At 62.0% G+C, this 22,561-nt stretch carries 26 protein-coding genes; 12 read left to right on the plus strand and 14 right to left on the minus strand.

The annotated features are described in order from the left end of the window. The first annotated feature begins 52 nt into the window (after nt 1-52). Nucleotides 53-544 (plus strand): GNAT family N-acetyltransferase, encoded by a 492-nt coding sequence (locus tag BLU46_RS01840; protein WP_093197767.1) that lies wholly within the window; start codon nt 53-55, stop codon nt 542-544. Continuing rightward, nucleotides 541-966: a GNAT family N-acetyltransferase gene (locus BLU46_RS01845; protein ID WP_093197772.1), complete on the plus strand. Its 426-nt coding sequence runs from the start codon at nt 541-543 to the stop codon at nt 964-966. Before BLU46_RS01840 ends, BLU46_RS01845 begins: the two co-directional genes overlap by 4 nt. 10 nt (nt 967-976) lie before the next feature. On the opposite strand, the gene BLU46_RS01850 is transcribed toward BLU46_RS01845, so the two are convergent. The 3 genes from BLU46_RS01850 to BLU46_RS01860 all read right to left on the minus strand — a co-directional run bounded on the left by BLU46_RS01850 (nt 977) and on the right by BLU46_RS01860 (nt 2,318). Continuing rightward, nucleotides 977-1,189, minus strand: coding sequence for a hypothetical protein (locus tag BLU46_RS01850; protein WP_063030888.1), 213 nt, complete (start codon nt 1,187-1,189; stop codon nt 977-979). Continuing rightward, entirely contained in the window at nt 1,182-1,727 is a 546-nt protein-coding gene (locus BLU46_RS01855; RefSeq protein WP_093197777.1) for a hypothetical protein, read from the minus strand. Before BLU46_RS01855 ends, BLU46_RS01850 begins: the two co-directional genes overlap by 8 nt. A gap of 75 nt (nt 1,728-1,802) precedes the next feature. Then, complete coding sequence (locus BLU46_RS01860; protein WP_231988858.1) at nt 1,803-2,318, minus strand: GNAT family N-acetyltransferase; 516 nt, start codon at nt 2,316-2,318, stop codon at nt 1,803-1,805. Between the two features lie 131 nt (nt 2,319-2,449). Between BLU46_RS01860 and BLU46_RS01865 the strand changes: the two genes are divergently transcribed. Continuing rightward, on the plus strand, nt 2,450-3,130 hold the full coding sequence (locus tag BLU46_RS01865) for a class I SAM-dependent methyltransferase (RefSeq protein WP_093197782.1): 681 nt from the start codon (nt 2,450-2,452) through the stop codon (nt 3,128-3,130). A 14-nt stretch (nt 3,131-3,144) separates the two neighbouring features. On the opposite strand, the gene BLU46_RS01870 is transcribed toward BLU46_RS01865, so the two are convergent. After that, complete coding sequence (locus BLU46_RS01870; protein WP_093197785.1) at nt 3,145-4,350, minus strand: TPM domain-containing protein; 1,206 nt, start codon at nt 4,348-4,350, stop codon at nt 3,145-3,147. Nucleotides 4,351-4,477: 127 nt separating this feature from the next. Between BLU46_RS01870 and BLU46_RS01875 the strand changes: the two genes are divergently transcribed. Together BLU46_RS01875 and BLU46_RS01880 are read left to right on the plus strand one after the other, a co-directional pair. Continuing rightward, nucleotides 4,478-5,296 (plus strand): alpha/beta fold hydrolase, encoded by an 819-nt coding sequence (locus BLU46_RS01875; protein ID WP_093197790.1) that lies wholly within the window; start codon nt 4,478-4,480, stop codon nt 5,294-5,296. Continuing rightward, nucleotides 5,283-6,458, plus strand: a complete 1,176-nt coding sequence (locus BLU46_RS01880; RefSeq protein ID WP_093197793.1) for a PAS domain-containing sensor histidine kinase — start codon at nt 5,283-5,285, stop codon at nt 6,456-6,458. The genes BLU46_RS01875 and BLU46_RS01880 overlap by 14 nt, the downstream gene beginning before the upstream one ends. On the opposite strand, the gene dapF is transcribed toward BLU46_RS01880, so the two are convergent. Further along, nucleotides 6,427-7,260, minus strand: a complete 834-nt coding sequence (gene dapF / locus BLU46_RS01885) for a diaminopimelate epimerase (RefSeq protein WP_093197796.1) — start codon at nt 7,258-7,260, stop codon at nt 6,427-6,429. The genes BLU46_RS01880 and dapF overlap by 32 nt on opposite strands. 130 nt (nt 7,261-7,390) lie before the next feature. Here dapF and BLU46_RS01890 point away from each other — a divergent pair, with 130 nt between their 5' ends. Then, on the plus strand, nt 7,391-8,449 hold the full coding sequence (locus BLU46_RS01890) for an alginate lyase family protein (protein ID WP_093197801.1): 1,059 nt from the start codon (nt 7,391-7,393) through the stop codon (nt 8,447-8,449). 45 nt (nt 8,450-8,494) lie between these two features. After that, entirely contained in the window at nt 8,495-8,995 is a 501-nt protein-coding gene (locus BLU46_RS01895; RefSeq protein ID WP_093197805.1) for an AAA family ATPase, read from the plus strand. On the opposite strand, the gene BLU46_RS01900 is transcribed toward BLU46_RS01895, so the two are convergent. Then, the gene (locus BLU46_RS01900; protein WP_093197809.1) at nt 8,992-10,554 is read right to left on the minus strand and encodes a L,D-transpeptidase family protein; all 1,563 of its coding nucleotides are present in this window, start codon (nt 10,552-10,554) and stop codon (nt 8,992-8,994) included. The two genes, BLU46_RS01895 and BLU46_RS01900, sit on opposite strands and share 4 nt — an antisense overlap. A gap of 37 nt (nt 10,555-10,591) precedes the next feature. Here BLU46_RS01900 and BLU46_RS01905 point away from each other — a divergent pair, with 37 nt between their 5' ends. Both BLU46_RS01905 and BLU46_RS01910 read left to right on the plus strand, forming a co-directional pair. Continuing rightward, entirely contained in the window at nt 10,592-11,305 is a 714-nt protein-coding gene (locus tag BLU46_RS01905) for a murein L,D-transpeptidase catalytic domain family protein (RefSeq protein WP_023658766.1), read from the plus strand. A gap of 86 nt (nt 11,306-11,391) precedes the next feature. After that, a complete protein-coding gene (locus BLU46_RS01910; protein ID WP_008435386.1) occupies nt 11,392-12,141 on the plus strand; it encodes a creatininase family protein in 750 nt (249 codons plus the stop codon). A 173-nt stretch (nt 12,142-12,314) separates the two neighbouring features. Here BLU46_RS01910 and BLU46_RS01915 read toward each other — a convergent pair whose 3' ends face one another. After that, on the minus strand, nt 12,315-12,656 hold the full coding sequence (locus tag BLU46_RS01915) for a hypothetical protein (RefSeq protein WP_063030904.1): 342 nt from the start codon (nt 12,654-12,656) through the stop codon (nt 12,315-12,317). Nucleotides 12,657-12,685: 29 nt separating this feature from the next. Beyond that, nucleotides 12,686-13,324 carry a hypothetical protein gene (locus BLU46_RS01920; RefSeq protein WP_063030906.1) on the minus strand — a complete coding sequence of 213 codons (639 nt, stop codon included), beginning with the start codon at nt 13,322-13,324 and terminating at the stop codon, nt 12,686-12,688. Nucleotides 13,325-13,467: 143 nt separating this feature from the next. Here BLU46_RS01920 and BLU46_RS01925 point away from each other — a divergent pair, with 143 nt between their 5' ends. Next, nucleotides 13,468-13,731 carry a hypothetical protein gene (locus BLU46_RS01925; protein WP_063030908.1) on the plus strand — a complete coding sequence of 88 codons (264 nt, stop codon included), beginning with the start codon at nt 13,468-13,470 and terminating at the stop codon, nt 13,729-13,731. 15 nt (nt 13,732-13,746) lie between these two features. Here BLU46_RS01925 and BLU46_RS01930 read toward each other — a convergent pair whose 3' ends face one another. Further along, nucleotides 13,747-14,478, minus strand: a complete 732-nt coding sequence (locus BLU46_RS01930) for a GntR family transcriptional regulator (RefSeq protein WP_063030910.1) — start codon at nt 14,476-14,478, stop codon at nt 13,747-13,749. Between the two features lie 33 nt (nt 14,479-14,511). Further along, nucleotides 14,512-15,144: a glutathione transferase gene (gene yfcF, locus BLU46_RS01935; RefSeq protein WP_093197812.1), complete on the minus strand. Its 633-nt coding sequence runs from the start codon at nt 15,142-15,144 to the stop codon at nt 14,512-14,514. A gap of 171 nt (nt 15,145-15,315) precedes the next feature. Between yfcF and BLU46_RS01940 the strand changes: the two genes are divergently transcribed. After that, nucleotides 15,316-16,746 carry an alpha/beta hydrolase family protein gene (locus tag BLU46_RS01940; RefSeq protein ID WP_093197817.1) on the plus strand — a complete coding sequence of 477 codons (1,431 nt, stop codon included), beginning with the start codon at nt 15,316-15,318 and terminating at the stop codon, nt 16,744-16,746. On the opposite strand, the gene BLU46_RS01945 is transcribed toward BLU46_RS01940, so the two are convergent. Next, nucleotides 16,743-17,291 carry a DUF924 family protein gene (locus tag BLU46_RS01945; RefSeq protein WP_093197820.1) on the minus strand — a complete coding sequence of 183 codons (549 nt, stop codon included), beginning with the start codon at nt 17,289-17,291 and terminating at the stop codon, nt 16,743-16,745. The two genes, BLU46_RS01940 and BLU46_RS01945, sit on opposite strands and share 4 nt — an antisense overlap. Nucleotides 17,292-17,394: 103 nt before the next feature. Here BLU46_RS01945 and BLU46_RS01950 point away from each other — a divergent pair, with 103 nt between their 5' ends. Beyond that, the gene (locus BLU46_RS01950) at nt 17,395-18,453 is read left to right on the plus strand and encodes a HoxN/HupN/NixA family nickel/cobalt transporter (RefSeq protein WP_093197825.1); all 1,059 of its coding nucleotides are present in this window, start codon (nt 17,395-17,397) and stop codon (nt 18,451-18,453) included. Nucleotides 18,454-18,537: 84 nt separating this feature from the next. Here the strand turns inward: BLU46_RS01950 and BLU46_RS01955 are convergent, their stop codons facing one another. The 3 genes from BLU46_RS01955 to BLU46_RS01965 all read right to left on the minus strand — a co-directional run bounded on the left by BLU46_RS01955 (nt 18,538) and on the right by BLU46_RS01965 (nt 22,509). Next, nucleotides 18,538-20,979 carry a TonB-dependent receptor gene (locus BLU46_RS01955; protein WP_093197829.1) on the minus strand — a complete coding sequence of 814 codons (2,442 nt, stop codon included), beginning with the start codon at nt 20,977-20,979 and terminating at the stop codon, nt 18,538-18,540. Nucleotides 20,980-21,067: 88 nt separating this feature from the next. After that, nucleotides 21,068-22,015, minus strand: a complete 948-nt coding sequence (locus BLU46_RS01960) for a FecR domain-containing protein (protein ID WP_093197833.1) — start codon at nt 22,013-22,015, stop codon at nt 21,068-21,070. After that, entirely contained in the window at nt 22,012-22,509 is a 498-nt protein-coding gene (locus BLU46_RS01965) for a sigma-70 family RNA polymerase sigma factor (protein ID WP_093210076.1), read from the minus strand. Before BLU46_RS01965 ends, BLU46_RS01960 begins: the two co-directional genes overlap by 4 nt. Nucleotides 22,510-22,561 lie beyond the last annotated feature (52 nt).

Below are 22,561 nucleotides of genomic sequence, written 5' to 3' on the forward strand. Positions count from 1 at the left end.
TGTTCTTTCTTTATCATGGGGGCTGTCGTTCAATTTCCACTCTGGTAACCCAATGCCCGCCCTCACCTTCCGTAACGCCAACCCCGCCGACGCCAACCGTTGCTACGAGATCGAAATCTCGGCCTACGAAGGCGATGAAGCCGCCACCCTGGAAAAGATCGCCACGCGCATCGCGCTGTACCCGCAAGGCTTTCTGATCCTGGAGGCGGATGGTGTTGTGGTCGGTTTCATCAACTGCGGTTGCGCCGATGAAGTGGTGATGTCGGATGAGGCCTTCAAGGAGTTGGTCGGGCATTCAGCCGATGCGCCGAATGTGGTGATCATGTCGGTGGTGGTTGACCCGGCTCATCAGGGCAAGGGTTATTCGACGCAGTTGATGGAGACGTTTATCCAGCGCATGCAGGCGATGGGCAAGAAGACCATTCACCTGATGTGCAAGGAACGCCACGTGGAGCTGTATAAGCGCATGGGCTATCGCTATGTGCAGCCGTCGGCGTCGGACCATGGCGGGATGGCGTGGCATGAGATGGTGATGGATCTATGAAGCCGCATCTGATTGAGGTCGGCGACCAGCCAGACGCCAAAGCCGAGCAGCTCCTGGGCAGCGGCCTCGCCGCCTTCAACGAGCACGTCACCGGGTCCAATGACCGACGTCCGTTGACGGTGCTGATCAAGCATCCCGACACCGGTGAAACCCTCGGCGGCATCACCGGCAAAACCAGCCTCGGCATGGCCTTTCTCGACCTGTTTCATCTGCCCGAGGCCCTGCGTGGCTCAGGCCTGGGCACAACGCTGCTGAAAGCATTCGAAGACGAAGCCCGTCACCGTGGCTGCCGCTCGGCGATGCTGTACACCCTCAGTTTCCAGGCCCCGGAGTTTTACGAGAAGAATGGCTGGGTGCGGTTTGGTGAAATCCCTTGCGACCCGGAAGGCAGCAGCCGGGTGTTCCTGAGCAAAATGCTCTGAGGAACTTACTTCACTCGATGTCGAACATACGCTCAATCAGCTTTATCGCCTGACGCCCATCCGCCGCATACAACCCAGCCAGCGCTTGTTGATCCGAAAGCCGGTGCAAGTTGAAGTGGTTGTAGAACGCTTGGCCGGTGCGCTGCGGTTCAAAATGACTCGCCTCAAGAAGGCGCAGGAACTCCAGATAAGCCAGCTTCTCCAGTGCGAGGCGCTCAGCCATCACCCTGTCCTTCCAACGGGAAAATGACTTCCTGAGTGTCCAGGTTCTTGATCGTCGAGTACGTGCGGTACTCCACGCTGTAGGCACCCGGGTAGCCCTTGGTGCTGGCGGTCATGCGGAAGGTCACGACATACCGCTGGCCCCCGGCAAACACCACATCATCGGCGCCTTTGTTGCAGAAGGCGCCGCCGGTGCCCAAGGCGTTCATCGACACGTTGCACCAGCGCAATGAATGCTTGCCCGGAGCCAACTTGAGCGCCTGTTCACCGGACACATCAAGGATTGAACGTCGACCGGCGCCCGGGAGCGCAACGCCGTCTACTTCCGTGGCCAACACCAAGCGGTGAAACGGCACGCCCAGTTCACGTACCCGGAACGTTTCGAAGTACACCAGCGCTGCATTCGGGTGGTTGTCGGAGAGGTCGACCGGTTGCATTTTTTCCGGGGCCCAATCGCCTTGGTAGTTCTTGTAGTGGTGGTCGGAACAGGCGCCGAGCAGCGGGAATACACAGGCAACGGCGAGCTTTAACACTTTCATCGGATAAACGGTCCTTGTGAGCGATGACATCATATCGACATCATTTCGATTTTCTTAAGTGCAATTGCTCACGCGTTAAGACTGAAGTCTTTTACCAAACAGCCGATTTTCATGGCTCTCATTCTGAAACGTGTAAGTCGGCGCCCCCAGCAGCTCATAACCACGGCGCGGATAAAACCCCAGCGCACGCTCGTTGCCGACCCACACCGTCGCCCACAGCAACGACGCCCCACCCTGCCCTGCACGCTGTTCAACCGCTTGCAGCAAACGGTAGCCGAGGCCCAGGCCGGTAAACCGTTCCTGGATGTAGAGTCGCTGCAACTCCGCCGCTTTCGGGGTTGAGATCAGCGCATGGCCGGTGTCCATCGCCACCTGGGCAAACCCCACCAGATGCCCATTTGATTCAGCGACGATAATCGCCGTGCCCGGCTGGGCGATCAGCGCGGAAATCGTCTGGGGCGAAAACGCTTGCAGCGCCTCGGCAGCGATTGAGTCGCGAATGCCTTCTGTGGCGTAGGTATCGAGAAAAACCTGCATGCCCAGCACGCCAATGCATAACGCGTCTTCAGGCCGTGCATCGCGGATAAGCATGTCGGGGAGCATTCGAGGGGTACTCTCAAAATCAGCAAAGGCAACGTTTTAACACAACTGCACATCTCTTCAATTGCCAGCCCGGATTTGCCCCAGTAGGGTTATCGCTTCCCCCGCCAACAGGAACCACCATGACCTGGTTTTCAGACCCCGCCGCTGTTGCTCGCTACGCCGAAGGCCCGGTGAGGCTGGTGCCGGGTTTCGAGTCCCTGCAGCGCATGGCCACCCTGTTGCTACGCGAAACCGTCCCGGCCACCGGCAAGGTATTGGTACTCGGTGCAGGCGGCGGGCTGGAGTTGAAGAAGTTTGCTGACAGCCAGCCCGAGTGGCAGTTTGTGGGGGTGGACCCGTCTGCCGAGATGCTGAAGCTGGCCGAGGCCACCTTGGGTCCGCTGATGGCCCGTGTGCAGTTGCATGAAGGCTATATCGATACCGCGCCCGAGGGGCCGTTCGATGCCGCCACGTCCTTGCTGACCTTGCACTTCATCCCGGCCAAAGAGCGTCTGCAAACCCTAAAAGAACTGTGGCGGCGCTTGTCGCCAGGCGCGCCTTTGATTGCGGCGCATCACAGCTTCCCCCAATCCTCGCCAGAGGAAAAAGCGCGCTGGCTGAAGCGTTATGCGGCCTATGCCGTGGATTCCGGCGTGCCGCCTGAAGATGCGCAGCGGGCGATTGCCGCCATCAGCAGCCACTTGCCGGTGCTGTCACCCAACAACGATGAAGCGCTGCTACGGGAGGCAGGCTTTGAAGGTGTGGAACTGTTCTACGCGGGCTTCAGTTTCAAGGGCTGGATTGCCTACAAGCCCGCCTAGCTTCCGGGGGAGTCTTACCAACTCCCCGACGCGCCACCCCCACCGCTGGAACCGCCACCCCCCGATGAGCTGCTGCTGGAACTGGAGCTCGAACCGGAGGAGCTGGAGCCCCCACCAGACCCCGACCCCGACCCGCCGCTGATACCGTGGGCAAAGATGAACAGCGCCGCGAACGAAGCGAATGGAAACGCCAGCAGCCATCCCGTGGCGCCCTTATCAATCAATGCCCCAGCGACCCCGTACACCACCAGCACCGCCACCAGCCGCGCGATAAAGCCGCCCTGGCTCTCTTTCCACATGCTTTTCATCACCAGGAACAGGCCGAAGTACAGGCCCAGGATCAGCAGCCCGGCCATGGGATAAGCCAGCCAGTGGATCAGCGACAGGTCGCCAACAAAGTGATCGGTCAGCAGCACCCCGGCGATATAAATCAACAGCCCCAGCACGGCATAAAACGCCACCCTCGCCTGCCACAACGCGCCAAACGTGGCACCGCCAATCAACATGCACAGGGGCAGCAACAGCAAATAGACCGGCCAGTCTTTGCCGCCTGCAACCGTTACCAGCGCCACAGTGACAACGACCACCGCCATCAGGGCCCGACGCCAAGGGAGTTTTTCAGCCCCCATCAATACCCCGACCACCCCGCCAAACATGAACGCCAGGAGCACCGCATAAGCCTCAGGCGGAAAACCGGCCTTGGCCACCTCGGGCAAATTGCCGCCGTCCACCAACAGCGTCAGGTCGTCCACCGCCTGCTGCACGCCGCCGGCGTAATCGCCCTGGCGAAAGGCCGGGGTGATGTGCTCTTCGATGATGCGGTGGGCCAGCAGGTCGGTGACCACGCCTTCCAGGCCGTAACCGACTTCGATCCGCACCTTGCGATCGTCCTTCGCCACCAGCAGCAGGATGCCGTCGTTGACGTCCTTGCGCCCCAGTTTCCAGGCACGGAAGAGTTGGTTGGCGAAGTCTTCGATGCCCACGCCCTGGGTGCTCGGCAGCAGCATCACAGCCACCTGTGCGCCTTTGCGTTGTTCCAGGCCGGCGAGTTGCGTGGTCATGCGCGATTGAGTGGCGGCGTCGAGGGTGTGGGTCAGGTCGATCACGCGCTGGTCCAGCGCAACCGTGACCGGCGCCGGGGGAACGGTATCGGCCCACACCTGCGAGCCGGAAACGATCAGTAGCAAGCCCAAGACACATTGCCGTAGGAACACCATCATGTTTTGTTACCTGAAGTTTCATCCTGAATCGGCCGACTTTACCCTATCGACGCTGTAAACAGGTGACCCGAAGCCACCGACTATCTAGACTTACGCCACCCCCACACGCGCCCTACACGAGAACGCCATGGACCTTCAGCAGCGCAATAACGTCAGGGTGTTTGGCAGCGGCCCCTCGACCCTGGTTTTCTCCCATGGTTTCGGGTGTGATCAAACCATGTGGAATTACCTGTTTCCTCATTTCACCGGCCGTTTCCGCGTCGTGCTGTATGACCTGGTGGGTGCTGGCCAGTCTGATCTGGGCGCGTACGACACCGAAAAATACAGCTCACTCGCCGGCTACGCCCATGACTTGGGCGAGATTGTTGATAAATACGCCGTGGGCCCGGTGGTGCTGGTGGGTCACTCCGTCAGCGCGATGATCGGCGCCCTGGCCGATCGCCAGGCGCCCGGAACAATCGCCGCCCATGTGATGATCGGCCCTTCGCCCTGCTATATCGATTCCGATGGCTATACGGGCGGGTTCACCCTCGAGGATATCCATTCATTGCTCGATACCCTCGACAGCAATTACCTCGGCTGGTCCAGCACCATGGCCCCGGTGATCATGGGCGCGCCAGGGCAACCGGCCCTCGGCGAAGAACTGACCAACAGCTTCTGCCGCACCGAGCCCGATATCGCCAAGCGCTTCGCACGGGTAACCTTCCTGTCGGACAACCGCCAGGACATCGCGGGCCTGATGACCCCCACCCTGATTTTGCAATCCACCGACGACTTGATCGCACCGGTGTGCGTCGGTGAGTACCTGCATGCCGCGTTGCCCGCCAGCACGTATTGCCTGGTCGATAACGTGGGGCATTGCCCGCACATGAGTGCACCCGGGGCCTGCTCAGCGGCCATGGACAGTTTCCTGTTGCCATGGGTAGGTGCCGATGCCAGTCGATAACCTGTCGTTGCCGGATTCTCAACGTTTGTTCGACGGCGCGCCCTGCGCCTTGGTGGTTACCCGGGAAGACGGCACCATCGTGCAGGCTAACCAGTGCTTCAGCGACTGGACCGGCTTCAGCGTCGATGAGTTGAAAGAACGACGGTTCCAGGACCTGCTGACGATGGGCGGGCGGATCTTCCATCAGACGCACCTTGCGCCGCTGATGAAAATGCAAGGCTCCATCGCCGAAGTAAAACTCGACCTGCTGCACCGTGACCGACGCACCGTCACGGTATTGCTCAACGGCGTCAGGCACGAACATGCCGGTATTGCCTACAACGAACTGGCCCTCTTCGGCACCACCGACCGCGACAAGTACGAGCGTGAACTGCTCAATGCCCGCAAACTGGCTGAAGCCTTGTTGCAGGAAAAGACCGCCACTGAAGTCGCGCTGCAGCAGGCCCAAGCCGAACTGAGCAGCGCCTATGAAATCGCCCAGCGCCGGGCGCTGTTTGCCGAGCAGATGGTCGCGATTGTCAGCCATGACCTGAAGAACCCGCTTACCGCGATCAAGATGGCCTCGGAGTTCCTCGCCCGTGGCGAGCGCAGCCCCAAGGAGCGCCAACTCCTGGGGCATATCGGCCTGTCCACCGAACGGGCGCAGCGGATGATCGCCGACTTGCTGGACTTCACTCAGGCCAGAGTGGGCCAGGGCATCGGCATCAACCCCGTAGCACTCGACCTGCACACCGTCACCCGTGACAGTCTCGACGAGTTGCGGGTGGCGTTCCCCACGGCGACCCTCGAACATCACGCCACGGGCAGCGCCCGCACGTTCCTGGATGCCGACCGCATCCAACAAATCATCGGCAATCTGGTGGCCAACAGCGTGGCGTACGGCGATCTGCAACAGCCTATTACCGTCACCTCGCACCAGGACGCGCAAGAGAGCCGGCTCTCGGTACATAACCAAGGGCCGGCCATTCCCGAAGCGTTGATGGCTGGCTTGTTTGAACCCATGACCCGAGGCACGGAGCAGGACAGTGAGGTGCGTAGCGTTGGCCTGGGGCTGTTTATCGTGCGGGAAATCGCCAAGGCCCATGATGGAGGTGTTTCGGTAAGCTCAAGCCCGGACCAGGGCACCACTTTCAGTGTGCACTTTCCATTGCGCCACCCATGAGCGCGGCAGCCACTGTGCCGTGAACAACGGTTTGGACAGCCCCCGTCAACACCACGCCGCCGTGACCGTCCCAATGCACCGTCACGGTACCGCCATCGCATTGCACGTCGACGGTGTCATCCAGCAGCCCACGACGAATCCCGTTGACCACCGCACCACAACAGCACGAGCCCGAGCCCTGCGGGATGCCGCCGCCCCGTTCCCAGATGCGCAGGCGGATATGGCTGCGGTCCAGCACGTGCACGAAATGCACGTTGGTCTTGTTGGGGAACAGCGGGTGGGTTTCCAACGACGGCCCAAGCGTCGCGATATCGACCGCCGCAAGGTCGTCGACAAAGAAGGTGCAATGCGGGTTGCCCATGCTGCACGCCGCCGGGTCGCCCTCCAGCGGCAAGCGTTCGGTGTGCATCGCTTGCGCCAGCGGAATCTCTTCCCAGCCCAATGACGGCCGCCCCATGTCCACCGACACCCGCTGTCCCGATTCGCGCACGCAGGTCAGCAGCCCTCGGTTGGTTCGCAGCACGATGGTGGCGGTGCCGGCTTCGCGCATCAGCATGTCCGCAACCCCACGGGTGGCGCTGCCGCAGGTATCGAGCGGAGTGCCGTTGGGGTTCCAGAATGTGATGCGGGCAGCGGCGTCAGCGCAATCGAGCACCACGGCCAATTGATTGAAGCCGATGCCGCGATGACGGTCCCCCAGGCGGCGGGCGATTTCAGCGGTGATCGGGTCATCCCGGCCGCGCCGGTCGATCACGATGAAGTCATCACCGTGGGCGTGCATCTTCACGAACTGCAAGGTCATGGGGCGTCCTGTTCTCGACCGGGCTTGGCAGGCTAGGATAGAGGGCTGGCGGGTATTTCATCAAATCCCCATCACGGGCATGGTAGCGTGGCTGTGCCCCGATCTGGTCAATCCAACCCTGAGAAACTGCATGCTCCAACGCTCTCTGAAAACCGTGGCCCTGGCCGCGCTGCTCGCCTCGTTCGCCCAAGCCGCCTTTGCCGCGCCCCAGGTCCTGAGTGCCTGCCAGCCTGCCACCTCGAACCCGACCTCCAAATCGCTTCTGGCCGCCGCCCAGCGCCACCTCGGTGACCAACCCGACGCCCTGCCCCATCTGCACACCGAAGGCACGCTGCCCAACCACGGCATTCGCGAGCAAAGCATCGCCGCCGAGAAGGATTGGCCGGTGATGCGCCAGGCTGCCCTCGCCTGGCGCCTGAGCCGCGACACGCGCTATCTCAAGCAAGTGGATGACTACCTGAGCGCGTGGGCCAGCACCTATCAGCCGGATTTCAATCCGATCGACGAAACCAACCTCGACATGCTGATGAGCGCCTACGCCCTCACCGCCAGCGACCTTCGCCCCCAGACCCGCGACGCCACCCGCGCGCTGCTGACCAACCTGGGCAACGGCTATATCGAGCGTATCAAGCAGTTCCATGGCGCCAAGAAGGCCACCAACACCAATAACTGGCAAAGCCACCGCGTGAAGCTGGTCACGGTAGCTGCCGCCGCATTGGGCGACCGCGAGATGCTGGAAGAGGCCTTCAAGCTGTTCCAGCAACAGATCACCGACAACGTGCTGCCCGACGGTTCGGTGACCGACTTCCAGGACCGTGACGCCCTGCACTACGTGGTCTACGACCTGGAGCCGCTGGTTCAGGCGGCGCTGGCGGCCAAACCCTACGGCATTGGCGGCAACTGGCTGGACTTCACCGCGCCCCACGGCGGCGCGCTGAGCGAAGCACTGGACTGGCTTGCGCCGTATGCCAAAGGCCAGCGCAACCATGAAGAATTCGTGAACACCCACGTGCAGTTCGACAGGGACCGCGCCCGCATCGGCGAACCGGGCTACAGCGGCGAGTGGAACCCCAAGAGCAGCAATACCCTGTACTGGCTGGCCGCGCAGTTGGACGCGCGGTATCTACCTGTGGCCGAACAGCTGGCGCCCAAGCCTTCGGACTGGATCAGCGCCTGTTATTTGAAGTGAGTCGCCCGGTAGACTGAGCCGACTCACCCATTCGAAGGATCGACGATGCTTATTGTGTTCAGCGGCCTGCCCGGCACCGGGAAGACCACGATTGCCAAGGCCCTTGCCGGCCAATCCGGCGCCGTGTATCTGCGCATCGACACCATCGAGCAGGCCATCCGCGATGCAGGGGTTCTGGAGCAAGGTGTGGGCAGCAGCGGTTACCAGGTGGCCAATGCGCTGGCGTTGAGCAACCTGTTGCTGGGCCGCACGGTTGTCGTCGATTGCGTTAACCCGGTGGCTGAAAGTCGTCAGGCGTGGAGCGACACCGCGCTAAGCGCCGATACGCCGCTGGTGAATATCCAGGTGGTGTGCTCCGACCCACACGAACATCAACGTCGCGTGGAATCACGCACCAGCGATATTCCGGGGCTCACGCCGCCCACCTGGCAGTCCGTCCTGGCCCATGAATATGAGCCATGGGCCGAGTCGCCATTGACCGTCGATACGGCGCGCTTGTCTCCCCATGAGGCGCTGACGATGATCAACGCTCAGCTAAGCGCCTAGAGCGCACTCTCCATCGCTTTCATCAACACCGGGTCGCGCCCGTAAATGTCCGGCGCGTAGAGCAAAGCGCCCTTGCCATCGACCTGCACCGTCCAGTACCCCAACAACACTGGTACCGGCGTGGCGAGCCGGAACTCGTGGGTGGTTTCCGTCGCCAGCAGCTCTTCGGTGCGGATCTTCTCCGCCGGGCTTACCAGCAAGTCCCGCAATTGCAACGGCTGCTCAACCCTCACACACCCCGAACTGAAGGCCCGCGGTCCCTTGGAAAACAGCGGCTGGCTCGGCGTGTCGTGCAAGTACACCGAATACGGGTTGGGAAAGCGCAGCACGATTCGGCCCAGCGGGTTGCGCGGGCCGGCGCCCTGGCGCAGCAAAATGTTGCCGGGGTGCGACCAGTCGACCTGTTCCGGCACCAGCGGGTTGCCCTGACTGTCGAGCACTTGCAGGTTCTGCTGGCGCAGGTATTCGGGGTTCAGTCGGATCGCCGGCAGCTTGTCCTCGCGCATGATGGTGGGCGGGATGGTCCAGGTGGGGTTCAGGGTCAGCCGGGTGATGCGCGATTTCAGCAGCGGTGTCTGGCGGTCGGCGCGGCCGACTTGCAGGCGGGTTTGCCACACGGGCACACCGCCTTGGTAGAAACTCAGTTGCGCCGCCGCAACGTTCACCAACACGCCGTCGGGCTCCAGGTCCCGGGACAACCAGCGAAACCGCTCCAGGTTGATGCGCAGTTGTTCGCGGCGAATGGCCGGGCTGATGTTCAGCTCGGTGACCGTGCCCGGGCCGATCACGCCGTCGGCTTGCAGGGAATGGCTTTGCTGGAAGGTCTTGACCGCGTTGACCAGCTCGCCACGGTACTGCGTGCCGGCGGAGGTGCCGCTCAGGTAGCCGCCATTGACCATGCGCCGCGCCAGTTGCGGCACTCGCGAATCGTCCATGCCGGGGCGCAACAGCGGGCCGCTGGCCACCGCCTCCCAATGCTGCAACGGTTGCTGGCGCAGGGCGGCATAGGCGCTGCGCAGGCCAAGGTATAGCGGCGCGCTCGGACGGGCCTGGTCGAAAGCTTGGGCGACGTTCTGCATACCGGCCTCGGCCATGGCCAGCACTTGGGTGTCGGAGTCCGGGGCCGGTTGCGAATGCCAGACGGGCTCGAAGCGCGATTGCTGCAAGCGGCCGAAATGCAGATCCTGCAGGGCTTGCAGGTACTGCTGGCTGGTGCCGATGTCGATGCACAGCACGTTTCCCGTGGCATCCGTCGGAGGCAGTCTATAGTGAGCCGGGTCCAGGCCATCGTCGGCCAGCAACTGCAGTTGGGCTTGCAATTCGGCGCGGCGATCCCCTTCGGACCACAGCACCACGTCGCCCTGCTGCTGATAAAACGCCTGCAAACGCGCCTGGGAAGGCGCATCGACCTGCCCGGCCAGGCCTGGGCAAACCGTCGACAATTGCGAGAGCGCCAGTTGCACCGGGGCCGGTGACACCACCAACAGGTCTTCGGCTGTCGCGACCAGCGGTGCAACGAGCAGGCAAATGCTCAAGTAACATGCGTGTTTTTTGAACAATCGCTTAGCTCCCATCCACGGCGGAGATGCTCTATACATGCTGACCTTTTGCTGCCGACTCGGCCTGATCATCTCGACCTTTGCCTCGCTGAGCACCGTTGCGCTCGCAGACACCGGTAAACCTCTTACTCTGTATAGCAGCCTCGCCCACGCCGCTCCAGAACTCAACCCCGATGTATTGAAAAGAGCCTTGAGTGCCATGCAGTGCGCGGTGGGCAATGGCATCGAACAGTCCGACCGGCTGGCCGTTATCGACTACTCCCAGCCTTCGACCGCTCGTCGTCTATGGATCTTCGACCTGCGCAAGAAGACATTAGTGCTGCGGGATTTGGTGGCCCACGGACAAAAATCCGGGGAAAACTTCGCCACCCAGTTCTCCAACCGCGAAGGCAGCTACCAGTCCAGCATCGGCTTGTTCCGCACCCAGGAGAGCTACGAAGGCGCCCATGGCTACTCGTTGCGCATGGACGGTCTGGAACCGGGTTTCAATGACCGTGCACGGGACCGAGCCATCGTGATTCATGCCGCCGACTACGTAAGCCCCTTGTGGAGCAAGCGCGAGGGCCGCATCGGCCGCAGCCAGGGCTGCCCCGCCGTACGCCCGCAGGTAGCGCGCCAGGTGGTGGATAAACTCAAGGACGGCCAGTTCATGTTTTCCTGGTACCCCGACCAGCGCTGGCTGAAGTCATCGGCGTATCTCAACTGCAAGCCGCGCCAGATGGCGAGTGCCGGTACCGTCAAAGGCGGTTGATGGGCTGGCCGTTGCCGTGCAACATGCGGCACACGCCACCAGGAACTCCACCGTGTTCCTGGGCTTGATGAGAGAGAGAACCTGAGATGCTTTTACATCAATCCACCTGGATCGAGATTGGCCAGTTTCTGGAACGCAGCCGCAGCATCGTGATTCCCATCGGCTCCAACGAGCAACACGGCCCCACCGGCCTGCTGGGCACCGACTGGATGTGCCCGGAAATCATCGCCCATGAAGCGCAAAAAAACGCCGACATCCTGATCGGCCCGACCTTCAATATCGGCATGGCGCAACACCACCTGGGTTTCCCCGGCACCATCTCCCTGCGCCCTTCGACCTTTATCGCGGCGATTGGTGATTGGGTACGTTCGTTGGCAGGTCATGGCTTCGAGAAAATCCTGTTCCTCAACGGCCACGGCGGCAACATCGCCTCGATCGAAGCGGCGTTCTCCGAGCTGTACGCCGAAGCCAGCTTCAGCGGGCGCCCGTCAGGCTATGCGCTGAAACTATGCAACTGGTGGGACCTGGAAGGCGTGAACGAGCTGGCGCACCAGCAGTTCCCGGTGGGCCATGGCAGCCATGCCACGCCGTCGGAAATCGCCGTGACCCAATGGGCCTACCCGGACGCGATCAAGTCGGCTGACTACTCGCCGCAAATCGCCAACACCGGCCCGATCCGCGAAGCCCGCGACTTCCGCGCACGTTTCCCGGATGGCCGCATGGGTTCGGACCCGGCACTGGCTACCCCGCAAAAAGGCGGTGAGTTGGTGGCGCTGGCGGCCAAGGGGTTGGTGAAAGCGGTCGAGACGTTCAGCAGCGAGCCAAAGCCGAGCTGAATCGTTCGCTCAATGCAATGAAGATCAACTGTGGGAGCTGTCGAGCTTTAGCGAGGCTGCGATGGGATCACCGCGGTGTCACTGTCAGACCGCAGCGATGCCATCGCAGCCTCGCTGGGGCTCGACAGCTCCCACATTAGATCCCCGCCAGCCGACAGACCGGCGCCAGTCGATTACAGGCAATCCTGCGCCGCATGCTCGAACCGCGATGGCTTGAACGCCGACGCCAATGGTTTGCGCTCATACAAGAACACCTTGCCGCCGTCCTGGGATTTGTAGACTTCCAGGATGTTGTCCGCAGCGATCTTGCTGGTCACCACGATCCGCGCATGCCGAGAGTTCTGCGTGACCGTGGAGGTCATGCCGTTCTTCTCGAACTTGGGCACCACGCACTCAACATACGCATCGGGAGACTTGCTGGTTTGCAGCGTCAGGGTCGGTGCGTTGGGGGCAGACGCGCAACCGGTCATCAATAAAGAAGCAGAAGCCATCGCTGGCACGAACAACAAGCGCATAGAAATTCCTGAAAAATAAACGAAGTGGGCTAACCGGCAGCGACCAACGCCTTGAGCGAGGCATCGAACTGCTTTAATGCATTCAACTGAACGTCGCGCTGCTGCCCAATCTGTGCAGCGATCTGGGGCGCCGTTTTGTCATGTACCCATACAGAAGGCAAGTGCAATTGCGCCGAACCCTCGGCTTTGTCGATGTATTGCAAGTCAAGGTCATAGAATTTGGCGACAAACCGCGCCTCCACCAGGTCGTTCCGCTGGGTCAGCAACTGGTTGTAGGTGTCGAGCATCACCACCACGTCCGGGTGCGCCTGCAACAGCGCATCAAGGTTGTCGTAACGGGTGACGGAGGCAAAGGTGTGCCGCAACGAAGCCATCAGCCAGTCAATCGCCAGGTCCGGGTCGGAGCTGTCGACGAAGGCCTGGCGAATCCGGTCGTCCAACTGATCCTTGGCTCCATTGACTGCCATGGTGTGGTAGCGCGCCAGGTACTGCAGGTTGTCGAGGGTGTTGTCGCTGTAGAGCACACCGACCGTTTGCGAATGCTGCAAACCCACCGGGCTGGCGACGATTGGCGCGAGGTGGCTGGCTTGAAGCCCCCCGGCCGACGCAGAGCCAACCATTGTGCTCATCAGCAGCGCCACCAGGGCCAATCCGGTAAAAGTCCTCATCGCAGGGTCCTTGCACATCATGTTCAATGATGGCAATTGTCCTCCTTTTTCAGAAAAACAGAACTCGCAATACTTGATGGTGACTATTATCTAGAGCAATAGTGTCGTGCAGGCCGCCTCACACAAAATGATAAGGAACGCCTATGAAGCCCCACCAGAAAACCTTCGATCGCATCCGTGAAGCCGTGCTGCCGGAATTTCGCGACCGGGTTGCCGACTACCTGGTCGATTATGAGGAAGTGCTGCTGGATAACACCGCGGAACCCGAGGTGGTCTACGCCATCGCCCAGCAACTGCGCGGCTACTTGCGCGGCTTGAACACCACCCGGGTGCTGGGCATGGCCGACTGGGAAGACCTTGACCGCCGGGTGGTGCAAGCCTGGCTGGTGCTACTGAAAGCCGAATAGCAGCGCGCTAACGGTTCAGCGAATATCCACGCGATAACGGAAATGCTCGGCGTGGCCACGGCCGCGTCGCAACTCCAGGGGTTGGCCAGCGTAATCCCGTGCCAGCCGCTCGATCACCATCACCGGGCTGCCCACCGGCACCTGCAACCAGCGGGCCCACACGTCATCGATGGACTCGGCGGTGAGGGCTTCCTCGGCAGATGCCACGACTTGCCCGCAGACTTCTTCGTAAGTGGGGTACAACAGCAAGCCCTGCCGGGTCAGGTCCACGTCCAGCAGTGCCTGGAACCGGGGGCGCGGCAGCCAGATTTCCTCCGCCAGCACTGGCCCCGTGTCGAGTACGTGCACCCGCACAATACAAATCACCGGCGCATCCGGCGCCAGCCCCAGCACCTCGCTCACCGACAACGGCGCCTTCACCGGCTTGACCGACAGGATCCGGCTCTGGGGCAACTGGCATTCGCCGCCCGGGCCCTGAAAGCGAAAACACCGGAACAACGACGATTGAAACTTCGGACGACGCACAAACGTGCCCCGGCCTTGTTGACGCTCCAGAATGCCTTCCCCCACCAACGCCTCGATCGCTTTACGCACGGTGCCGGTAGACAACTGGTACTGGGTGGACAGCACCGCTTCAGGAGGAATAGCCGCACCGGCACGCCAGTGATTATTGGCAATCTGCTCAATCAGATGATCCCGAAAACGCTGATACAACGGCAGGCGGGAGTCACTCGACAGTATATTCATGGATCAGGATTCACTTAGTAATTGAGGAGGTGACTACAGCGACGGTCGTGCCTGCTTGACCCATTCCTGCACCGAAGGCCGTTGCCATTGGTGCTGGGCATACGCCACCAGGTTGGCGGGCACCCTGTCGCCGTTGAGGATCAGCCGGTTGAGCATCACGGCCAGGTCCACGTCGGCAATCGACCACTCGCCGAACAGATAATCGCGGCCGTCGGCCAACAGCGCCTGTGCCGCGTTGATCAGCTTGTGGGACGCCGCTTGCGCTGCCGACGACAGCGGTTCGCCCTTGAGCCCGTAGAACACCACCAGGGTCGAACGCTCCTGCCGAATCGGCATCAAGTCACTGCGCAACCACGCCTGCACCTGCCGCGCCCTCGCCCGCTGGCGGGGTTCGGCCGGGTACACCGGTACCTGCGGGAACACTTCCTCCAGGTACTCGGTAATCGCCGACGACTCCGACAACGCAAACTCACCCTGTACCAGAGTCGGCACGCGCCCGGTCAGTGACAAGTGAGCGAACGCTTCGGTCTGGTTCTCGGCCGTGTCGAGGTTCAGGGTGAGCAGTTCAAATTCAAGGCCTTTTTCCCGCAGGGTCACGAACGCCGACATCGCGTAGGGACTGGTGAAATGGGCATCAACGTACAGGGTCAGCGGGCGATGATTCACGGCGACATCTCCTTGGTGGGAGCAACACACTACGAGATCGCGCCGTGCAAATAAAATGCGCGGTTTTTATGGGGGCATTCCTGGCTGGAATACCATCGATAATGGCAATACTATGGCCCCTTGCACCCCTCCCGTAACGCCCCCGAAAACAGATCAAGGAACGATCAACAGATGAAACAAGCGGTAGTCGTCATCCACGGAATCGGCGAACAGCGCCCGATGGATACCCTGCGCGGCTTCGTGGAAGCGGTGATCCCGGCGGACACCCCCGAGGCGACGCCCTTCTACTGGAGCAAACCCGACCGGTTTTCGCGCAACTTCGACTTGCGCGTGTTGAAGTCGGCGGGCCGCAACTCCACCGACTTCTATGAGTACTACTGGGCCCACAAGATGCAGGGCACCAAGGTCGGCCACCTGCTCAGTTGGCTATGGGACATTTTCAAGCGCCCGCGCCGGGATATTCCCACGGCCATCGTGCCGATCTGGCGCGCCACCCGCTGGACCTTGCTGGCCATGCTTGTACTGCTGGTCAGCGGCACCCTGGCGACGCTGTATGGCCGGTTTCCCCATAGCGACAACCCCTTTGCCCTGATCCCGGTGCTGCTGGCGGTGATCGGCCTGGCCTTGAAGTACTCGGCACTGTCGTACCTTGGCGACGCCGCCCGCTACCTGAGCCCCAACCCGCAGAACGTGGTGGTGCGTGAACAGATCCGCGCCGATGGCGTCGACTTGCTGCGTGCCCTGCACGACAAGGGTGATTACGACCGCATCATCGTCGTCGGCCACAGCCTGGGCAGCGTGATTGCCTACGACATCGTCGGCTACCTGTGGCATGAACATCACGACCAGTTGCACCCCAACAACCCGGAACTCGCCGCCCGCTACGCCAATCACGAGCGACTGCAACCGGTGGTCCAGGACACGTTGCCGAAGGCCGGGAACGCCCTCGACGGCCGCCTTCAAAGCCTCCTCAGGTTTCGCGAGCAGCAGGCCGAAGCCTTTATCGAACAACGCAACCTCGGCACCCCTTGGCGCATCACCGACCTGGTCACCCTCGGCAGCCCGATGGCCCACGCCAGCCTGCTGCTGGGCCGCAGCGTGAGCGACTTTAAGCGCCGCATCGAACGCCGCGAAGCCCCCGCGTGCCCGCCGACGCTCGACGAAAAGGGCTACGCCTACAGCGGTCGGCTTCCTTTCACCGTGGGCAGTCGCCCATTTTCACCCCTGTACTTGCACCATGCCGCGGCGTTCGCCGTGACCCGCTGGACCAACCTCTACTTCCCCGCGCCCCTGGGCCTGTTTGGCGACATCGTCGGCGGCCCGGTCAGCCCGGTGATGGGTCCCGGCGTGCTGGACCTGCCGGTCACCGTGGACAAATGGAAAGGCTGGCTCGCCAAGTCCTGGCTCAGCCACACCCACTACTGGAGCGAACGCGGCGGCAAGCAGGGCTACCTTGGCAGACTGACCACCGATGAGGCAGCGATCACCCATGGCGAACGTCCGTCAGCGACTGAAGCGCTGCGTTGGGCGATTGACCTCAAGGGCGTTCGACGTTTTCGTCAGGCGGGCGTCAGAGACTTTGTCGCTGAACCAGAGTCCTAGCCCGAAAAGCCACCGTCCTCCAGGAACGCCCGCTCCTCTTCTGTCGTGACTCTGGCCAACACCTCATTACGATGGGGAAAGCGCCCGAACCGCTCGATGATGCGGGCATGCTCCTTGGCCCAGCGATAGGTATTGGCATCAAGGTCCTTGTTCAGGGCCAGCGACCGCTGTTGATCCTCGGGGTCTTCAGAATGCTCGAAGGGCAAATAACAAAACGCCCGCAACGGGGTTTCGATCAACGTGTCCATCCCCGCCTCGACCATCTGCCGCGCATACAGGCGCGCCAGCGGGTCGGTGGCGAACATATGCGCCGTGCCTCGGAAGGTATTGCGCGGGAACTGGTCCAGCAGCAACAGCAACGCCAGCGCGCCTTCCGGGGTTTGCATCCAACTCTCCAGTTCGCGCCGGGCCGCCTGCAAATGCGCGGCGTAGAAAGCCTCGCGAAAGCGCCGGTCAAACGCTTCATCCTTGGCAAACCAGAGCTTGGGCCCCGCCGCCTTCCAGAATTCAATAACCGCCAGCGCTCCACTCTCGATAGTCGTCACCGTCGTCTCCTCAGTAAGCCCACAGGTTTCATCATCAACTTAAACAAAACCTTTAAAGTTCCGGAATATGTCTGAATGTTTCCACTGTACAAAGGTACCTTTGATGATCCTACGCCTTGCCCAGGTTTTCAGTGACTCCAACACCCAGGTTCGCGCCAAGCTGTTTGGTATCTACGGGCTGTTGGTCGGCATTAACGTGGCCGCCTGGATTTGGGCGCTGGTAGCCTTCCATGAGCATCCGGTGCTGCTGGGCACTGCGTTGCTGGCCTACGGCTTCGGACTGCGGCATGCGGTGGATGCCGACCATATCGCCGCCATCGACAACGTAACCCGCAAGCTGATGCAGGAAAAGAAACGCCCGGTGGCGGTCGGTTTCTTTTTCTCCCTGGGGCACTCTTCGGTGGTGGTGCTGGCATCCATTGGCGTCGCGTTTGCGGCGTCGACGATGCAGGACCGGTTTGAAGGGTTCAAGGCCATTGGCGGGGTGATCGGCACGTCGGTCTCGGCGGCGTTCCTGTTGGTCATCGCCTTGATGAACCTGGTGATCCTGCACGCAATCTACAAGGCCTGGCGCCATGTACGCCAGGGCGGCGCGTACGTGGAGGATGACTTCGACCTATTGCTGGCGGACCGGGGTTTCATGGCGCGGATTTTCCGCCCGGTGTTTCGCCTGATCAGCCGCAGTTGGCACATGTATCCATTGGGTTTCCTGTTTGGCCTGGGGTTTGATACGGCCACCGAGATCGGCCTGCTGGGAATCTCTGCGACCCAGGCCTCACAGGGGCTGTCGCCGTGGGCAATCATGGTGTTCCCGCTGCTGTTCAGCGCCGGCATGTCCCTGGTGGACACCCTCGACGGTCACCTGATGTTGGGGGCATACGGCTGGGCGTACATGAAGCCGATCCGCAAGATCTACTACAACATGACCATCACCCTGGTGTCGGTGGTGGTTGCGGTGGTGATCGGCAGCATTGAAGCGCTGGGGTTGATGGGTGACCAGTTGGACTTGAAGGGATCGTTCTGGAGCTTTATCGGCTCGCTGAACGACAGTTTCGGGATGCTGGGCTACCTGATCATCGGGATCTTTGTGGCCAGTTGGGCGATCTCGGTGATGCTGTATCGCCTCAGGGGCTTTGACCGGATAGAGGTGAATCCGGGTTGACCGTGGGACATTTTGGCTTGTTGTGGCGAGGGAGCTTGCTCCCTCGCCACAGGTTGTTCATTGAACCGATAGGTTTTCCCAGGCTCAGAAATCCACCGTCGCCGACAATTTCACCGTCCGCGGCTCACCCTGGGTCAGGTAGTTATTCGCCGTCGACGCCGACGACCAATACGCCTTGTTCGCCACGTTCTCGACGTTGGCGCGCAGCGTGATGTATTTGTCATCCGCCTTGAAGCCATACCGCGCGCCCAGGTCGACGCGGGTCCAGGCCGGGATGCTCAGGCTGTTGGCGGCGTTGACGTATTCGCCACCGGTGCGCAGCATCCGTGCGCTGACCGCCGCCCCCTGGATGCCCGGCACATCCCAATCCGCCCCCACGTTGTACTGGAAGCGCGGCACACCCGCGGCGCGGTTGCCGTCGGTGGCGCCGTTGGAGGTGCTCTTCTGTTCGGTGTCCATCCACGTGGCACCGGCCAGCAGGCGCAGGCCGTCGATGGGCTCGCCGAACACGTTGAGCTCTACGCCTTTGTTGATCTGTTCACCGTCGACGGTGAAGGTATCGAGCCTCTGGCCTGGGAATCGGGTGGTCGCGTTGTTCGGCTGTTCGATGCGGTACACGCCGAGCGTGGCGCCATAGTTTTCCCAGTCCAGCTTGACCCCGGCCTCCGTCTGTTTGCTGCGCTTGGGCGGGAAGACTTCGCCGGGATTGGTGACGTTAGTGAGTGGCGCCGTCGGCCCCTGGGCCAGGCCCTCGATACGGTTGGCGTAGAACGACACATGCTCCCAAGGCTTGATCACCAGGCCATAGACCGGCGTGGTGATGGACTCGGAGTACGGCGTACCGCGCGCCCCTGTGGCGGTGTTCCAGCTGTCCACCTCGATCGTCTGGCGCCGCACACCCAGGGTCAGCAACACCCGATCATCCAGAAAGCCCAGGGTGTCGGACACCGCCGCACTCTTGATGCGGTTCTTGCCGACAACACGCGGGTCGTGAATATCGCTGCCGAAATAGGTGTTGGTCGGCCGCGGTGTCTGCGTCGGATTGTACAGGTTGCCCGGTTGGCGGTTGGCTTGCAGGATCGCCTCGTAAGACGAGCGCTGCTCGCCCCAGATCCCCGACAACCCGAAGTTCATCTGATGGGTCACCGGCCCCGTCGCGAAGTGCCCGTTCAAGCCGGCCATGGCGCTTTTGTTGTCTTCGTCATGGGGCGAATACAGGAAGCCCACCTTGGCGCTGCCATCGTTGCCGACATACAGCGACGAATACTGGCCGTTCTCCCGGGTGTGCTTGGCGCCACCCGCGGCGTAGGCCGTCCAGTTATCGTTCAAGTCATATTCGGCATTGACCATGCCATAGGTGTCTTCCAGCTCCGACCAGCTCCAGTCCTGGGCATAGTTGTCCTTGGCCGACGGCGGGCTGGGCACTTTGGTGCCGGTCAGGTAAACCACCGAGCGGCCATTATTGATGCGCTCTTTCTGGTAGCCAAAGTCGGTTGAGACCCGCAAACGATCGCCGCGATAATCCAGGGCGACGGCGATCAACTGCGAGCTTCTGTTTTCGTCGTCCACGGCGGTTTCGCCGCCGTGCCGGGCCAGGTTGACCCGGGCGCCGAAGCGATTGTCTTCACCAAAGCGTTGGCCGAGGTCGATGTGGCCGCCGGTCTGGCTGTCGCTGGCGTAATCGAGGGTGACGCTGCGGGTCGGCGTGTCTTCGGCGCGCTTGGGCACCAGGTTGACGCTGCCGCCAATCCCGCTGCCCGAAGGCGATACGCCGTTGACGAAGGCGTTGGGGCCCTTGAACAGCTCCACCCGTTCCAGGGCTTCGGTGGTGATGATCTGCCGGGGCAGCACGCCATACAGGCCGTTGAACGCGATGTCATCGGTACTCAGCGGCAGGCCGCGAATGGTGAACACCTGGGAGAAATTGCCGAACCCGGACGACTGGCGCACCGATGCGTCGTTGAGCAACACATCGCCCACGGTCCGTGCCTGTTGGTCAGCGATGGTTTTCGAGGTGTAGCTGACTACGCTGAACGGCACGTCACTGATGGACCGGTTGCCCAGCACGCCCAGGCGCGCAGAACGTGCCACCTGGCCGCCCGCATACGTGTCCGCCTGCGCCCCGCTCTCCTCGCCGCTGATGGTGGTGGCGCCCAGTTCCAACGCATCGCCGCTGGCCTGGGGCACCACGGTGTAGCCATTGGCGCTGGTGCCTTGCAGGGTATAGCCGCTGCCTTGCAGCAACTGGGCAAAGCCCGATTGCGCGCTGTAACTGCCTTGCAACCCCGGGCTTTGTTGATCGTTGAGCAAGGTGGAATCGAACGACAACGGCACCCCGGACAACGCCGCGAACTGCGCCAGCACATTCCCCAGCGGCCCCGGCGCGAGGGTATAGCTGCGCGCCGCACTGCTTGGCGCAGCTTCTTCTGCCTGGGCGTTCTGCAACGGCGCGATGGCGGCAAGGGCGACCGCCAGGCTCAGTGCCTTCAACGGACGGGGGCAGTATGGGAGCGGTCTGGCGGTCATGGGCATTCCTGTCGACGCGGAGCAATGTTGAGGGTTCTCCCCTACACCGGGCGACAACGAAAAAGGTATCAGCGAATGTTGAAAAAAATCAGCGCGGTTCGACCGTCACCCAATACCCGGTGAGGCTGCTGACCTTGACCGGCAGGGTTTCCTGCAACAGGTGCAGGCTGGCGTCGGTATCCCGTAGGGAAAACGCGCCCGACACCGTGAGGTTGGCCACCGAGTCGTGGCAGCGCAACACGCCGGCGCGATAACGACCCAGCTCATCCAGCAAGTCCGCCAGGCGCATGTGCTGGGCCAGCAGCATGCCGTTTTCCCAGGTCAGGGCGCTGACGTCCAGCGGCTCGACGGCGGCTACCCGGTCAACACTGAAGGCGCCCTGCTCGCCCGCCCTGACGATCACACCCTGGCCGGCATGCTCTGCCAGCAACTCCACCGCGCCTTCGGTCACGGCCACTCGACTCGCCTGCTCACCCACCCGCACGCTGAACCGCGTGCCCAAGGCGCGGGCCGTGCCGTGGCGGGTCTGGACGATAAACGGACGATGAGCGGAGTCCTTGGCGGTGGTGATCAACACTTCGCCCTTGAGCAACTCGATGCGCCGTACCTGATCGGAGAACGCGATATTCAGCGAGCTGCCGGTGTTGAGCAGCAGGCGTGTACCGTCGGGCAAAGTCAGGTTCTTTTGTTCGCCGATGGCCGTGTGTTGGTCGGCGGTCCACTGCTGCCACGGCACCTGCCGATACGCCAGCCAGGCCGCCGGGCCCGCCGCCAGCAACAGCCCGAGCGCCTGGCGCCGACCGAGAGACTTTTTGCGCCCAATGCGCTTGAGGGTATCGCCGGCAATCGCCGCCGGCACGCTGTTGAAGTCCCCCAGAACGGCCTGCGCCCGTTGCCAGGCCTGGGCGTGCTGGGCGCTGCGGCCCTGCCATAGGGCGATGGCGCGGCGGTCTTCATCGGTGGCGCTGCCGGATTGCAACTGCACCATCCAGTCGGCGGCTTCACCGAGGATCAGCGGATCAATCGACTGGCTCATGCCACGCTCAGGCAGGCCAGGAAGGCATCGCGCATGTAGCGTTTGACTGAAATCAGCGACACACCCAGGGCATCGGCGATCTGTTGATAGGTCAGGCCATCGATCTGCGACATCAGGAAGGCCTGGCGGGTTTTTTCCGGCAGATCCCGCAGCATCGCTTCAATGCGGTACAGCGCTTCGAGGATCAGCCAGCGGGTTTCCGGCGAAGGTACATGTTGCTCGGGCAGGTGGGCGATGGTTTCCAGGTAGGCGCGCTCCACCTCCTGGCGGCGCCAGCTGTCGATCATCAAGCCCTTGGCGATATGGGTCAGCAATGCCCGTGGCTCGGCGCCCAAGTGGGTGCTGGTTTGCCGGGTGAGCAGGCGCATGAACGTGTCATGGGCCAGGTCGGCGGCGTCGCTGGCATTGCCCAGCTTGCGGTCCAGCCAACGGTGCAACCATCCATGGTGTTCGCAGTACAGGTCCTGGATATGCAGATTGAGGGGAGACGACATGCCGATCACCGGGGCGCGCCGGGCGGTGAGACCCAAGCGTAATTAAGAATTG

This window comes from Pseudomonas yamanorum (genome assembly GCF_900105735.1).
In the GTDB taxonomy this organism is placed as follows: domain Bacteria; phylum Pseudomonadota; class Gammaproteobacteria; order Pseudomonadales; family Pseudomonadaceae; genus Aquipseudomonas; species Aquipseudomonas yamanorum.

Excerpts from the sequence above, each read along its gene's own strand:
- BLU46_RS01940 (WP_093197817.1), top strand. The coding sequence starts at position 15,316 with ATGAAACAAGCGGTAGTCGTCATCCACGGAATCGGCGAACAGCGCCCG.
- BLU46_RS01875 (WP_093197790.1), top strand. The coding sequence starts at position 4,478 with ATGGACCTTCAGCAGCGCAATAACGTCAGGGTGTTTGGCAGCGGCCCC.
- BLU46_RS01840 (WP_093197767.1), top strand. The coding sequence starts at position 53 with ATGCCCGCCCTCACCTTCCGTAACGCCAACCCCGCCGACGCCAACCGT.
- BLU46_RS01865 (WP_093197782.1), top strand. The coding sequence starts at position 2,450 with ATGACCTGGTTTTCAGACCCCGCCGCTGTTGCTCGCTACGCCGAAGGC.
- BLU46_RS01960 (WP_093197833.1), bottom strand. The coding sequence starts at position 22,015 with ATGAGCCAGTCGATTGATCCGCTGATCCTCGGTGAAGCCGCCGACTGG.
- BLU46_RS01890 (WP_093197801.1), top strand. The coding sequence starts at position 7,391 with ATGCTCCAACGCTCTCTGAAAACCGTGGCCCTGGCCGCGCTGCTCGCC.
- BLU46_RS01845 (WP_093197772.1), top strand. The coding sequence starts at position 541 with ATGAAGCCGCATCTGATTGAGGTCGGCGACCAGCCAGACGCCAAAGCC.
- BLU46_RS01895 (WP_093197805.1), top strand. The coding sequence starts at position 8,495 with ATGCTTATTGTGTTCAGCGGCCTGCCCGGCACCGGGAAGACCACGATT.
- BLU46_RS01915 (WP_063030904.1), bottom strand. The coding sequence starts at position 12,656 with ATGCGCTTGTTGTTCGTGCCAGCGATGGCTTCTGCTTCTTTATTGATG.
- BLU46_RS01955 (WP_093197829.1), bottom strand. The coding sequence starts at position 20,979 with ATGACCGCCAGACCGCTCCCATACTGCCCCCGTCCGTTGAAGGCACTG.
- BLU46_RS01920 (WP_063030906.1), bottom strand. The coding sequence starts at position 13,324 with ATGAGGACTTTTACCGGATTGGCCCTGGTGGCGCTGCTGATGAGCACA.
- BLU46_RS01850 (WP_063030888.1), bottom strand. The coding sequence starts at position 1,189 with ATGGCTGAGCGCCTCGCACTGGAGAAGCTGGCTTATCTGGAGTTCCTG.
- BLU46_RS01910 (WP_008435386.1), top strand. The coding sequence starts at position 11,392 with ATGCTTTTACATCAATCCACCTGGATCGAGATTGGCCAGTTTCTGGAA.
- BLU46_RS01880 (WP_093197793.1), top strand. The coding sequence starts at position 5,283 with ATGCCAGTCGATAACCTGTCGTTGCCGGATTCTCAACGTTTGTTCGAC.
- BLU46_RS01925 (WP_063030908.1), top strand. The coding sequence starts at position 13,468 with ATGAAGCCCCACCAGAAAACCTTCGATCGCATCCGTGAAGCCGTGCTG.
- dapF (WP_093197796.1), bottom strand. The coding sequence starts at position 7,260 with ATGACCTTGCAGTTCGTGAAGATGCACGCCCACGGTGATGACTTCATC.
- BLU46_RS01860 (WP_231988858.1), bottom strand. The coding sequence starts at position 2,318 with ATGCTTATCCGCGATGCACGGCCTGAAGACGCGTTATGCATTGGCGTG.
- BLU46_RS01905 (WP_023658766.1), top strand. The coding sequence starts at position 10,592 with ATGCTGACCTTTTGCTGCCGACTCGGCCTGATCATCTCGACCTTTGCC.
- BLU46_RS01950 (WP_093197825.1), top strand. The coding sequence starts at position 17,395 with ATGATCCTACGCCTTGCCCAGGTTTTCAGTGACTCCAACACCCAGGTT.
- BLU46_RS01965 (WP_093210076.1), bottom strand. The coding sequence starts at position 22,509 with ATGTCGTCTCCCCTCAATCTGCATATCCAGGACCTGTACTGCGAACAC.
- BLU46_RS01930 (WP_063030910.1), bottom strand. The coding sequence starts at position 14,478 with ATGAATATACTGTCGAGTGACTCCCGCCTGCCGTTGTATCAGCGTTTT.
- BLU46_RS01855 (WP_093197777.1), bottom strand. The coding sequence starts at position 1,727 with ATGAAAGTGTTAAAGCTCGCCGTTGCCTGTGTATTCCCGCTGCTCGGC.
- BLU46_RS01870 (WP_093197785.1), bottom strand. The coding sequence starts at position 4,350 with ATGATGGTGTTCCTACGGCAATGTGTCTTGGGCTTGCTACTGATCGTT.